Below are 12,398 nucleotides of genomic sequence, written 5' to 3' on the forward strand. Positions count from 1 at the left end.
AGGTCGCGGTGACGACGCACAGCGCTCGCCAACCCCCGTTCCCCGACTGGACCCCGGCCTTCGCCGGGGTGGCAGGAAGAATCCTTGTTCGAAGGGAATCAGCACCGATCAAGACCGGGGTTCAAGGCTCCGCGCGATCCGGCCGGTGGCGCGCGCGGATCCTGGAAACCGGGACACGCCCGGCAGGACGGGAGAGGTCAGTCCTCCCCCTCCAGCGCACGCTTCGGCGCGGGCACCGCCGCCGCCGCGCCCGCCTCCCCCGCCACCGCGGCGATCAGCTGCACCGCATTGTACGGCTTGGCCAGCACCGCGGCGCCCGGCAGCGTGCCCGCCACGCCGGCAGTGTCGCCGCTCGCCACCACCACGCGCACGCCGGGGCGGATCGTGCGGGCGCGCTCGGCCAGTTCGATCCCGGAGCAGCCCGGCAGATGGATGTCCGTCATCAGCACGTCGATCGGTGCGGTCTGGAGCGCGGCCATCGCCTCCTCCGCGCTCGCCGCCTCGACCACGACATGCCCGCCGTCCTGCAACACCTCCGCGGTGGCGGCGCGGATCAGCGCATCGTCCTCCACCAGCAGGACCGTCCGCCCGGCGGCGACCGGCGCCGGCATCGCGACGGGCGGCGTCGCGACGGGTGCCGCCGCCGCCTGCCGCCGCTGGCCCTGGTTGGCGAGCACATGGCGGAACTTCCGTGCCAGCGCCTCACGCGTGTACGGCTTCGACAGCAGCTCGACGCCCGGGTCCAGCCGCCCGCCATGAACGATCGAATTCTCGGTATAGCCGCTGGTGAACAGCACCGCGATGTCCGGCAGCCGCTCGCGCGCCTTGCGCGCCAGCTCGGGGCTCTTCAGCGTGCCGGGCATCACCACGTCGGTGAACAGCAGGTCGATCGGGATCCCGCTCTCGATCACGTTCAGCGCGCTCTGCGCATCGACCGCCTTCAGCACGCGATAGCCGAGATCCGCGAGCAGCTCGACGACGGTGGCGCGGACCTCGTCGTCGTCCTCCACCACCAGCACCGTCTCGGTCCCGCCGGTGATCGGGCCGGTATCGACCGCGACCTCGACGTCCTCGCTCTCCATCGCGCGCGGCAGGTACAGCTTGATCGAGGTGCCGTGGCCCGGCTCCGAATAGATCTTCACATGCCCGCCGGATTGCTTGACGAAGCCATAGACCATCGACAGCCCCAGCCCCGATCCCTTGCCCTCGGCCTTGGTCGAGAAGAACGGCTCGAACACCTTGTCGACGATCTCGGGCGCCATCCCGCTGCCGGTATCGGTCACCGCCAGCATCACATATTGCCCCGGCGTCACCTCGTCATGGGTGCGCGCATAATCGTCGTCGAGATGCGCATTGGCCAGTTCGATCGTCAGCTTGCCCTGCCCGTCCATCGCGTCGCGCGCATTGATGGCGAGGTTCAGCAGCGCATTCTCGATCTGGCCGGGATCGATGAAGGTGTTCCACAACCCGCCGCCGACGATCGTCTCGATCTCCACGCCCTCGCCGATCGCGCGGCGCAGCATGTCGTCCATCCCGCCCACGAACCGCGTGACGTTGACCACCTTCGGCTCCAGCGCCTGCCGCCGCCCGAACGCCAGCAGCTGCGACGCCAGCCGCGATCCGCGGGACACGCCCGCCATTGCATTGGCGACGCGCGTCTCCGCGCGCTCGTTGCCCGCGACGTCCTTCATCAGCAGTTGCAAATTGCCCGACACGACCTGGAGCAGGTTGTTGAAATCGTGCGCGACGCCGCCGGTCAGCTTGCCGACCGTCTCCATCTTCTGCGCCTGCGCCAGCTTCGCCTCGGCCGCGCGCCGCGACTCGATCTCGGCGATGACGCGCGCCTCCAGCGTCTCGTTCAGCTGGCGCAGCTGATCCTCGGCGCGCTGGCGGTGGCGCACCTGCCGTTCCAGCTGTTCGGCATGGTCGCGCAGCGCCGCCTCGGCCGCGCGCTGGTGGGTGATGTCGGTGTGGACGCCGACCCATTCCGCGATCTCGCCGCGCTCGTCCAGCCGCGGCACGCCGCGCACCGCGAAGGTGCGCCACGTCCCGCAATGCCGCCGCACGCGATGCTCGAAGACGAAGGTCGACTTGCCCGCCACCGCGCGCTGCCATGCCGCGATCGTCGGCTCGGCATCGTCCGCGTGGATCGCATCGGCCCAGCCATAGCCGTCATATTCGGCCTGCGTCTGCCCGGTCAGCATCGCCCAGCCGGGCTGCTCCCCGGTCATCCGCCCGTTGGCATCGTTGGTCCACAGGACGCCGTGCATCGCCTCCATCGCGGAGCGGAAGCGCGCATTGGCGTCCGCCAGCGCCGACACGTTCGCCGCCAGCCGCCGTTCCAGCAGCAGCCGGTCCGTATTGTCCAGCGCGGTGCACATCACCCCGCCGACCGCGCCATCGGCATCATAGACGGGGGTATAGAACAGGTCGAGGAACACCTCCTCCGCCACGCCGCCGCGCACCAGCGTCATCGGCTGGTCGCGATAGGACAGGGTTTCGCCCGCAAAACCGCGCGCCAGCACCGCGCGGTTCCAGTCCCAGATCTCCGGCCAGATGCCGGGCACCGTCCCGCCCAGCGCGCGCGGATGGTTGGCGCCCGCGATCGCGCTATAGGCGTCGTTGTAGATCATGATGTGGTCCGCGCCCCACATCAGCACCTTGGGCACCGGGGAGTTGACCACGTTGGACACGGTCGCGCGCAGCTCGCGCGACCAGCCCGCGATCGCACCCAGCGACGTGGCGGCCCAGTCGAACCCGCGCACCAGCGCCCCCGTCTCGCCCCCGCCGATCGGCCAGGCGCCGATGGTGACAGCAGAATCAAGCACATGCGGGGGGTGAGGCTGCGTCATCCCATTCACCTGCGCGTCGTCCGCCAAGCTGTCAATCGCGCACCTACCCGGTGGCCGTCAGGACCGCGCACCTCGTCGCGAAGCGCCGGCGCCGAGACGTGATCGAGTATGTTCACCGTCACCCCGGACTTGATCCGGGGTCCCGCTTCTGCCGGCGTCGATAAGAGCGGGATCCCGGATCAAGTCCGGGATGACGAGGGGAGGAGAGACCGTCTCGACCAGACAAGGCGCACCCGGCCTGATCCTAACGCCCCAGCCAGCGCTCGCGGAAGCGCTTCTGCGCCGCGGTCGGCACCTGCCCCGCCGTCTCCATCCGCACGATCGCGACCGCGGGGTCGGCGGCGACGGTCAGCTCCGCCTGCCGCGTGCGCCCGCGCTGGACGAAGCGGACCGGCACGCGCGCGCCCGGCGTCAGCCGCGCCAGCGCCGCGTCCCAGTCGGCGACGCCGGCGATCCCCGCGTCGCCCAGCGCCAAGATGCGATCGCCCTTGTCGGCCCCGGCCGCGTACAGCGGCGATCCGACCATCGGCGCGCCGGCGAGCGTCACCCCGCCCTCTACCGCCGTCACCCTGGCGGCGCCGATCCAGCCCTTGCCGGCGTTGGCGGCGCGTACCACCAGCCCCGCCTGCGCCAGCAGCGGCGCCGCATCGGGCAGCGCATGGCCGGTCACCGACGCGGCGAAGAAGGCACCCGCGAACGCCGCATCCCCCGTCACCTCCGCCAGTGCGCGGCGCAGGTCGTCGGGCCGGTACGGTGTTTCGGTGCGGCCATAGGTGCGCCACAGATGGCGCATATAGTCGTCGAGCGACAATGCGGGAAAACGCTGCCGGATCGACAGGTCCAGCAGCAGCGCGACGACCGCGCCATAGGGATAATAGGACAGATAGGCCTGCGGGCTGACCGGATCGATCGGCGTCGCCGCATCCGCCAGCGGCGCGCGGATGCTCGCCTCCTGCGGCCCGGCGAAGGCACGCGCGGGCGAGCGCAGGATATAGTCATATTGCCCCGACATCTCCGCCAGGAAGCCGTCGACATCGATCAGCCCGGCGCGCCGCAGCATCATCGGGCCGTAGTAATTGGTGAATCCTTCCGCGACCCACAGCGACGGCGTGGCATTGGCGCGGGTGAAGTCGAACGGCTCGATCTCCGCGGGGCGCATCCGCTCGACGTTCCAGGCGTGGAGGAACTCGTGCGAGATCGTCCCCAGCTGATCGCGGTTCCTGCCGTCGAGCGGGGTCGGCGTGGTGACGATCGTGGAGTTGCGATGTTCCATCCCGTCGCCGCCGATCTGCGGCATGTAATCGGCGATGAAGGTATAGCTGCCGCCGTCGAACCGCGGCCATTCGCCGAACAGCGCGGCATGCTGCGGCACCAGCCGCTTCACCTGCGCGGCCAGCGCGTCCATGTCCGCCGCCGTGCCGGGATGGTGCGCGGCGATGCGCATCAGCTGGTCGCCCACCTTCCACTCGCGCACCATATGCGCCGACAGCTCGGTGGGGCTGTCCATCAGATATTGCAGGTCGCGCGCGCGGTACACATTGGGCGCGCCCGCGACCGGGATCAGCTGCGTCGCGATCCTCCAGGACGGATCGGCGGGGGTGAAGGCGACCTCGACCGGCGCGGCGTCATAGCCGGTCGCCCACATCATCGTCGCGGGCATGTTCAGGTGCGCGTGCTTCGCGTCGATCTGGTCGTAGGTGCCGTCGCCGCGATCGCCGAACAGCGAATAGGTGACGCTGACGGTGCCGTCATGGCCCGCCACCTGCCAGCCATAGGGGTCGCTGCGCGTCACCGCCAGCGCGCGCCCGGCGCCGTCGACCGCGCGCACGTCGAACACGTTCTTGGCGAATTCATGCAGCGCATAGCGTCCGGGCGACGATCGCGACATCTGCACCCGCAGCGGGCCGGCGGGCACGTTGCGCCACGTTGCGGTCACGCGCGCGAGATGATGCGCGGGATCGGGAAAGGTCACCGCATAGCGGACCGGCGGCGCCTCCTGCGCCTGTGCCGCGCCCGCCGCCAGCATCACCATCGCCCCGATCGCCGCCCGCATGCCCACCCCCGTCGTTCCGCCCGACGATAGCGTTCCCGGCCGCCGCGACGCAACATCGCAGCCCGTGCCGTGTTCTCAACGCGTTACAGCGAAAGGAACCCGGATGCGTCCCCGCCTGAAGCCGCTCGACCAGCAGGTCATGCTCATCACCGGCGCCAGTTCCGGCATCGGCCTCGCCACCGCGCGCAGGGCGGCGGCGGCGGGTGCGCGCGTCATGCTGGTGGCGCGCGACGGCGACGCGCTGGCACGGATCGCGCGCGAGATCGGCGCCAATGCGGACTTCGCCACCGCCGACGTCACCGACCTGCACGACGTGCAGCGCGCCGCGAGCAAGGCGGTGGAGCGGTTCGGGCGCATCGACACCTGGGTCAACGCCGCCGGGGTGGCGATCTATGCCAAGCTGGTCGACACGCCGATGGACGAGCATGAGGCGCTGTGGCGCACCAATTACGTCGGCACCGTCCACGGCTGCCTCGTCGCCGTCGAGCACCTCCAGCGCGCGGGCGGCGCGCTGATCTCGCTCGGCTCGATCGTGTCGGACATTCCGACCGCCGGAATGGGCGCCTATGCCGCGTCGAAACATGCGGTGAAGGGCTATATCGGCTCGCTGCGGATCGAGGTCGAGGCCGATCGCCTGCCCATCTCGGTCACGCTGGTGAAGCCGTCGGGCACCGATACGCCGGTGGCGCAGCACGCCGCCAATCATCTCGACGGCGAAGCGCTGCTGCCCCCGCCCGTGTACGACCCCGACCTGGTGGCGCGCGCGATCCTCGACGCCGCGGTGCGCCCGACGCGCGACGTGACGGTGGGCGGCGTCGGCAAGCTCCAGGTGCTGACCGCGCAGCATTTCCCCGTCCTGCTCGATCGCTTCGGCGCCGCGCTGCTGCCGTGGCTGCGCGATCCCGGGCGGGCGAAGACACCGGGCGACAACCTGACGGCGCCGCAGGGGAACGATGGCCGCGAGCGCTCCGGCGTCCAGCCCGGCCGCCGCACCAGCCTCTACGCCACCGCCGGCCGCCACCCCGCGCTGACCGCGACCGCGGTGGGCGCGACGCTGGGGCTGGCCGCGCTGGCGGGGCTGGCGCGGCGGCGCTGACCGTGACCCCACCCCAACCGTCATCCCCGCGGAGGCGGGAATGTGGATTCACGTTTGAAGTGCACCGGTTGAGGCTTGGAGAAATGCCTCGGCGGGGGTTTGGAAGTCGAGGCATTTTCTGGGCGTGTCGTTGAGCCGCTGGGCATAGGCACGCAATTGTGCGGGCGAGAGGTTGTCGAGGTTGGCCTTGCGGGGCAGGAAGCGTCGCAAGCGACCGATGGTGTTCTCGATGCCGCCTTTCTGCCAGGGGCTGCGCACGTCGCAGAAGAAGGTCTGCAGGCCGAGGTGATGCAGGCGCTGATGCTCGGCAAACTCTGTTCCGTTGTCGAAGCTGATGGTGCGGCGGAGCACCTGTGGAACGTCGCGGAGTTGGCGTTCGATGCGCTGTGCGGTGATCGCTGCTTTGCGCGTGGGCGGGTGGTCGAGCAGGGTGAAGCGGGTGGTGCGCTCGTGCAGGACGAGGATGTTGTGGCCGTAGGCGGCGAACAGCATGTAGTCGGCTTCCAGTGACCGGGCTGCTGGCGCGTCGTCGCCTCGGCCGGGCGCTCGGTGAGGGGGCGGCGCTGGCGGATGAAGCTGGCCGGGCTGCCGCCCTGCATGCGGTACCGACCGCGCCGGGACTTGGCGCGGGGCAGCAGGCGGTGCCAGTAATCCTTCTGGCCTGAGCGATGATAGACGAAGCGGTAGATTGACTCGTGGCTGATGACGGTGCGACCCGTCTCGCGCGCCAGCCGGCCGGCGATCTGCTCGGGCGAATGTCCCATCGCAAGGCTTTGCCTCACCTGGTCCCGCAGGTCCGGTTGGCGCACCAGCTTGAAGCGGCAGTCCCATCGTCGTCGCCGCTGCGCCAGTTCGTGCGCGCGCGCTGGCGCATAGCCGCCAGGCCAGGCCCTGGTCGCACGGCTGTTGCGACTTACCTCTCGGCTGACCGTCGTGTGGCAGCGCCCGATCGCCGCGCCGATCCGCCGCGATGACCAGCCCGCCTCCCGAAGCCGCGCAATCTCCATCCGCTCGTCAAGGCCGAGCTGCCTGTAGCTGTGTCCCATCGCGCCACCACCCTATCGGTGGTGCACTTCTTTCGTGAGTCCGGGGGATCCATACGCGCAGGTCGTCGCAAGAGGCGAAACGCCAGCGTCAATGGATCCCCGCCTTCGCGGGAATGACGCAAGAAGCCCTAATCCGCCATCGTCCCCCCGCCCGGCAGCCCGCTCAGCTCGGACACGAAATCATACCGGTCGCCGCGATAGACCGAGCGCGTGAACTCCACCGCCTCGCCCTGCGCGGTGCGGGTGACGCGTTCGATCCGCAGCACCGCCGCATTCTGTCGCGTGCTCAAGATCCCCGCCTCGGTCGGCGTGGCGAGGCAGGCACGCAGCCGCTGCGTCCCCATCGCCGGGGGCACCCCCGCCGCCGTCAGCGCGGCGTAGAGCGATGTCCCGATCGCCTCCAGCCGCGGCAGGTGCTGCGCCGGGACCACCGCATGTTCGATCGCCAGCGGCTCGCCCCCCGACAGGCGCACGCGCCCCAGCCGCGCCACCCGCGTGCCCGGCGGGATGCCCAGCGCCGCGGCCTCCTCCTCGGTCGGCTCGCCATAGCTCTTGCTGATCCAGACCGTGCCCGGATCCTCGCCGCGCGCACGCGCATCGTCGCTGAAGCTGGACAGTACCGATCCCGCCGCATCGATCCGCCGCGCGACGAACGTGCCCGATCCCTGCTTGCGGACCAGCACGCCCTCCGCGATCAACTGCTCGATCGCCTTCCTGACGGTGACGCGCGACATGCCCGTCATCGCGCTCAGGTCGCGTTCGGACGGCAGCGCATTGCCCGCGTCGATCGCCCCGCTCGCCAGATGCTGGCGCAGGTTGCGCGCCAGTTGCAGGTAGAGCGGCGTCGCATCCGCCTCGCGCGCGGCGAGCAGCTCACGCATCGCGATACGCCCGCATCGCCTCGCGCAGCGTGTCGTGCCGCGCCACCAGCGCCGCGGCCTCAGCCGGCGCGGCGCCCAGCGCGATCAGCACGCCGGCGCGGATCTCCTCGCCCCCCGCGGACAGCGCGGCGGCGGCGATGTCGGGTGCGACGCCTGCGATCTCCGCCACCATCCGCTGCGCACGGTCGCGCAACTTGTCGTTCGAGACGCGCATGTTGACCATCAACCCGTCATGGACCAGCCCGCGTCGCAGCATGATCGCAGTCGACAGCATGTTGAGCACCGCCTTCTGCGCCGTGCCCGCCTTCATCCGCGTCGATCCCGCGATCAATTCGGTGCCGGTATCGACCAGCAGCGCATGTTCGGCATCGCCCAGCAGCGGCGCACCGGCATTGTTGGCGAGCGCGATCGTCAGTGCCCCCGCTGCCCGCGCCGCCGCCACCGCCGCGCGCGTGAACGGCGTGCGCCCGCTGGCCGCCACCGCGACCAGCACGTCGGCCGCACCCAGTCCGGCCGCCGCCACCGCGCGCCGCGCGGCATCGCCGTCGTCCTCCGCACCCTCCGCCGCCTCGGTCAGCGCGGACAGCCCGCCCGCCATCAGGAACACCAGCCGCTCCTGCGGCCAGTTGAACGTCGGATACAGTTCCACCCCGTCCTGCACCGCGATTCGCCCCGACGTACCCGCACCGGCATAGGCCAGCCGCCCCTCGCGCCCCAGCCGCGCCGCGGCGGCGTCCGCGGCGGCGGCGATCGCGGGCACCTGCGACTGGACCGCGGCCACCGCGGCGAGCTGCCCCTCCCACATCGCCTGGACCGCATCCGCGATCGGCCAGACGTCGATATGCGCGAAGCGGGGATCGTTGGTTTCGGTGCTCATGATGCCATTATCAGACCACGATCCTCGCCATCCTGTAAAGATGACCGGCGGTTATGGCCGTACCATTCGGATACCATTGAACCATCATGTGGCGATGGTAGAGCGGGTTCATGACAGGTTTGACCACGCTGATGCGCACCGAGATGCTGGAGGCGCCGCTGCGCGTTCGCGAGCAATTGGCGCGCAACGCCGATCCGATGCGCGCGGCGGGCGAGCGGCTGCGCGCGCTCGCCCCGCCCTTCGCCGCGACGCTGGCGCGCGGCAGCTCCGACCAGGCCGCCGCCTTCGCCAAGGTGCTGCTGGAAACACGCGCCGGCGTACCGGTGCTGAGCCACTCGCCCTCGATCGGGTCGCTGTACCATGCCACCTCCGCGCGGTTCGCGGGCGTGCCGCTGATCGCGATCTCGCAATCGGGCCGCAGCCCGGACCTGATCGCCGCCGCGCGCGAAGCGCAACGTCAGGGCGCGATCGTCGTCGCGATCGTCAACGATGCCACGTCGCCGCTCGCCGGGCTGGCCGATATCGCGATTCCCGTCCATGCCGGCGCGGAACGCAGCGTGGCGGCGACCAAGTCGCTGATCGCGACGCTGGTGGCGCTGGTTCACCTAGCGGCGGAGTGGAGCGGCGACGCCACACTCCATGCCGCGCTGGCGACGGTCGCCGACCGGCTCGATACCGCCGCGGCGCACGACTGGGGCGCGGCGGTGCCGCTGCTGGCCGATGCCGCCTCGCTGCTGGTGCTGGGCCGCGGACCGACGCTGCCGATCGCGGGCGAGGCGGCGCTGAAGCTGAAGGAGACCTCCGGCCTCCATGCCGAGGCGTTCAGCGTGGCGGAGGTGGCGCACGGGCCGATGACGCTGATCGGGGCGGACGATCCGGTGCTGCTCTTCGCCCCCGCCGACGCCGCGCGGGCGGGCGTGGCGGAGCGCGTCGCCGATTTCACCGCGCGCGGCGCGCGGGTGATCGCCACCGGCCCGCGCGACGCGGTCGGCGGCGCGTCGCTGATCCTGCCCGCCGCGGACGAAGGCGACGACGCTTTCGTCGCCGCGATCGCGGGGTTACAGGCCTTCTACGGCCTCGCCGAGCACCTCGCGCGGGCGCGCGGTCGCGATCCCGACCAGCCGCCGCATCTGGCGAAGGTGACGAGGACGTTGTGATGCAAACACCTTTCAGTTCCCCGGCGCAGGCCGGGGTCCAGTTGGGAGCGGTCACCGCATCTCGCGAAGCGCCCGTGGCTGGACCCCGGCCTGCGCCGGGGAACAAGCAGGCCCTCACCGGCGCCCGCATCGTCCTCCCCGATGGCGTGGCGGAGGGGTGCGCGCTGCTGCTCGACGGCACCCGCATCCTCGACATCGTGCCCGACGCCGCCATTCCCGCCGCGGCCGAGCGCGTCGACCTCGCCGGCGGCTGGCTGCTCCCCGGCTTCATCGATACGCAGGTGAACGGCGGCGGCGACGTGCTGTTCAACGACGCGCCGACGGTCGAGGGCATTCGCGCGATCGCCGCGGCGCACCGCCGCTATGGCACCACCGGGCTGCTGCCGACGCTCATCAGCGATCGCCCCGCGACGGTCGACGCCGCCCTCGCCGCGGGCGAGGCCGCGCTGGCCGCGCACATCCCCGGCGTGCTGGGCCTGCATATCGAAGGGCCGCACCTCAACCCCGCCAAGAAGGGCATCCACGACGCGACCGTCTTCACGCCGATCGACGCGGACGTGATCGCGCGGCTGACCGCGCCGACAGCGGGCGTGCGCGTGGTAACGATCGCCCCGGAACTGACCGACGATGCGACGATCCGCGCGCTGGCCGATGCCGGCGTGATCGTCGCCGCCGCGCACAGCATGGCCGATTACGACCGCACCTGCGCCGCGATCGGCGCCGGGCTGGCGGGGTTCACGCATCTGTTCAACGCGATGACCGGCCTCGGCAGCCGCGAGCCGGGGATGGTCGGCGCCGCGCTGGAGGATCGCGCCACCCGGTTCGGGCTGATCGTCGACGGCGTCCACGTCCACCCCGCCACCTGCCGCATCGCGCTGGCGGCGCGTGGGAGCGACGGCGTGATGCTGGTGACCGACGCGATGCCGCCGGTCGGCGGCCACGCGGGCGGGTTCACGCTGATGGGGCAGGACATTCGCGTCGTCGACGGCACCTGCCGCGGCCCCGACGGCACGCTGGCCGGCTCCGCGCTCAGCATGGCACAGGCGGTGCGCAACGCGATCGACCTGATGGGCTGCTCGATCGTCGAGGCGTCGCTACTGGCGAGCGGCAACCCCGCCGCCTTCCTGCGCATGGCCGACGTGCGCGGCGCGATCCGCCCGGGGCTGATGGCCGACCTGGTACATTGGGACGACGACCGCCGGGTGACTGCGACATGGATCGCGGGCGAGCGGTCGGATGTGGGGGAGTAGGGCTTCTTCGTGCTCCTGCGCAGGCAGGAGCCCAGGGTTGTTTGTCCCATAAAGCGTTGCTCTGCTTGGCTCTAGGCTCCTGCCTACGCAGGAGCACGGCGTTGCGCAGGGCGAACGGAAGTGGTCAGTTACTCTCACACCCCCTAAGGCACGCCCATGCTGCGCCGGATCCTCGCCGTCTTCGAGCCCTTCGTCCTGATGCTGCTCGCGACCGTCGCGATCGCCTCGATCCTGCCGCCGGTCGGCGCCGCGGCGACGGGGTTCGGCTGGGCGGCGGATGCGGGGATCGTGTTGCTCTTCTTCCTCCACGGCGCGAAGCTGTCGCGCGAGGCGATCGTCGATGGGCTGCGCAACGTCCGCCTCCATGCCGCGGTGTTCGCCACCACCTTCATCCTCTTCCCGCTGCTGGGGCTGGGGATCACCGCCCTCCCCCCGTTCGCTTCGCTGCTCGATCCGCTGCTGGCGTCGGGGGTGCTGTTCCTGACACTGCTGCCCTCGACGGTACAGTCGTCGATCGCCTTCACCTCGATCGCGCGCGGCAATGTCGCGGCGGCGGTGTGCAGCGCCAGCTTCTCCAACCTCGCCGGGATCGTCGTCACCCCGCTGCTCGTCACGCTGCTGATGAAGGGGGCGGGGCACGCGCATGTCTCGCTGGCGCAGGTCGAGGGGATCGTGCTCCAGCTGCTCGCCCCCTTCGTGATCGGCCATCTGTCGCGCCCGTGGACCGGGGCATGGATCGCGCGGCGCAAGACGTTGGTGACGACGGTCGATCGCGGCTCGATCCTGCTGGTCGTCTATACCGCGTTCGGCGCGGCGGTGGCGGACGGGCTGTGGCACCGCGTGTCGGGGACGGACCTCGCGGTGCTGCTCGCGATCTGCGGCGTGCTGCTCGCGATCGTGCTGGCGGCGACATGGTTCGCGGCCAGGGCGCTGCACCTGCCGCGCGCCGATGCGATCGTGCTGCTGTTCTGCGGGTCGAAGAAGAGCCTCGCCTCGGGCGTGCCGATCGCGGGCGTGCTGTTCCCCGCGGTGCAGGTGGGCATGGTGATCCTGCCGGTGATGCTGTTCCACCAGATCCAGCTGATCGCCTGCGCGGTGATCGCGCGACGGCTGGGGGCTTCTGAGCCGTCACCCCGGACTTGATCCGGGGTCCCGCTTTCGCGCGATGACGGTGAAGAAGCGGGAC

At 70.9% G+C, this 12,398-nt stretch carries 8 protein-coding genes and 1 pseudogene; 4 read left to right on the plus strand and 5 right to left on the minus strand.

Annotated features, from left to right (window positions below; genetic code table 11):
• Window positions 1–197 precede the first annotated feature (197 nt).
• Both PGN14_RS00400 and PGN14_RS00405 read right to left on the minus strand, forming a co-directional pair.
• Window positions 198–2,852, minus strand: a complete 2,655-nt coding sequence (locus tag PGN14_RS00400) for a response regulator (protein ID WP_335297428.1) — start codon at window positions 2,850–2,852, stop codon at window positions 198–200.
• A 244-nt stretch (window positions 2,853–3,096) separates the two neighbouring features.
• Window positions 3,097–4,905: a M61 family metallopeptidase gene (locus PGN14_RS00405; protein WP_335297429.1), complete on the minus strand. Its 1,809-nt coding sequence runs from the start codon at window positions 4,903–4,905 to the stop codon at window positions 3,097–3,099.
• Window positions 4,906–5,008: 103 nt separating this feature from the next.
• Here PGN14_RS00405 and PGN14_RS00410 point away from each other — a divergent pair, with 103 nt between their 5' ends.
• Window positions 5,009–6,001 (plus strand): SDR family oxidoreductase, encoded by a 993-nt coding sequence (locus tag PGN14_RS00410; RefSeq protein WP_335297430.1) that lies wholly within the window; start codon window positions 5,009–5,011, stop codon window positions 5,999–6,001.
• 48 nt (window positions 6,002–6,049) lie between these two features.
• On the opposite strand, the pseudogene PGN14_RS16805 reads toward PGN14_RS00410, so the two are convergent.
• The 3 genes and pseudogenes from PGN14_RS16805 to PGN14_RS00425 all read right to left on the minus strand — a co-directional run bounded on the left by PGN14_RS16805 (window position 6,050) and on the right by PGN14_RS00425 (window position 8,805).
• A pseudogene (locus PGN14_RS16805) lies at window positions 6,050–7,047 on the minus strand (IS30 family transposase).
• Window positions 7,048–7,175: 128 nt separating this feature from the next.
• Window positions 7,176–7,928: a GntR family transcriptional regulator gene (locus tag PGN14_RS00420; protein ID WP_335297432.1), complete on the minus strand. Its 753-nt coding sequence runs from the start codon at window positions 7,926–7,928 to the stop codon at window positions 7,176–7,178.
• Window positions 7,921–8,805, minus strand: coding sequence for an N-acetylmuramic acid 6-phosphate etherase (locus PGN14_RS00425; protein ID WP_335297433.1), 885 nt, complete (start codon window positions 8,803–8,805; stop codon window positions 7,921–7,923). Before PGN14_RS00425 ends, PGN14_RS00420 begins: the two co-directional genes overlap by 8 nt.
• Before the next feature lie 110 nt (window positions 8,806–8,915).
• Between PGN14_RS00425 and PGN14_RS00430 the strand changes: the two genes are divergently transcribed.
• From PGN14_RS00430 to PGN14_RS00440, 3 genes are all read left to right on the plus strand, one after another.
• Window positions 8,916–9,962 (plus strand): SIS domain-containing protein, encoded by a 1,047-nt coding sequence (locus tag PGN14_RS00430; protein WP_335297434.1) that lies wholly within the window; start codon window positions 8,916–8,918, stop codon window positions 9,960–9,962.
• 74 nt (window positions 9,963–10,036) lie between these two features.
• Window positions 10,037–11,212: an N-acetylglucosamine-6-phosphate deacetylase gene (nagA, locus tag PGN14_RS00435; protein ID WP_335297435.1), complete on the plus strand. Its 1,176-nt coding sequence runs from the start codon at window positions 10,037–10,039 to the stop codon at window positions 11,210–11,212.
• Between the two features lie 156 nt (window positions 11,213–11,368).
• The gene (locus tag PGN14_RS00440) at window positions 11,369–12,355 is read left to right on the plus strand and encodes a bile acid:sodium symporter family protein (RefSeq protein ID WP_335297436.1); all 987 of its coding nucleotides are present in this window, start codon (window positions 11,369–11,371) and stop codon (window positions 12,353–12,355) included.
• The last annotated feature ends 43 nt before the right edge of the window (window positions 12,356–12,398 follow it).

The organism is Sphingomonas adhaesiva (assembly GCF_036946305.1).
Lineage (GTDB): Bacteria > Pseudomonadota > Alphaproteobacteria > Sphingomonadales > Sphingomonadaceae > Sphingomonas > Sphingomonas adhaesiva_B.

Bases quoted from the DNA above. Each gene is read 5' to 3' on its own strand.
- PGN14_RS00400 (WP_335297428.1), bottom strand. From the start codon at position 2,852: ATGACGCAGCCTCACCCCCCGCATGTGCTTGATTCTGCTGTCACCATC.
- PGN14_RS00405 (WP_335297429.1), bottom strand. From the start codon at position 4,905: ATGCGGGCGGCGATCGGGGCGATGGTGATGCTGGCGGCGGGCGCGGCA.
- PGN14_RS00410 (WP_335297430.1), top strand. From the start codon at position 5,009: ATGCGTCCCCGCCTGAAGCCGCTCGACCAGCAGGTCATGCTCATCACC.
- PGN14_RS00420 (WP_335297432.1), bottom strand. From the start codon at position 7,928: ATGCGTGAGCTGCTCGCCGCGCGCGAGGCGGATGCGACGCCGCTCTAC.
- PGN14_RS00425 (WP_335297433.1), bottom strand. From the start codon at position 8,805: ATGAGCACCGAAACCAACGATCCCCGCTTCGCGCATATCGACGTCTGG.
- PGN14_RS00430 (WP_335297434.1), top strand. From the start codon at position 8,916: ATGACAGGTTTGACCACGCTGATGCGCACCGAGATGCTGGAGGCGCCG.
- PGN14_RS00440 (WP_335297436.1), top strand. From the start codon at position 11,369: ATGCTGCGCCGGATCCTCGCCGTCTTCGAGCCCTTCGTCCTGATGCTG.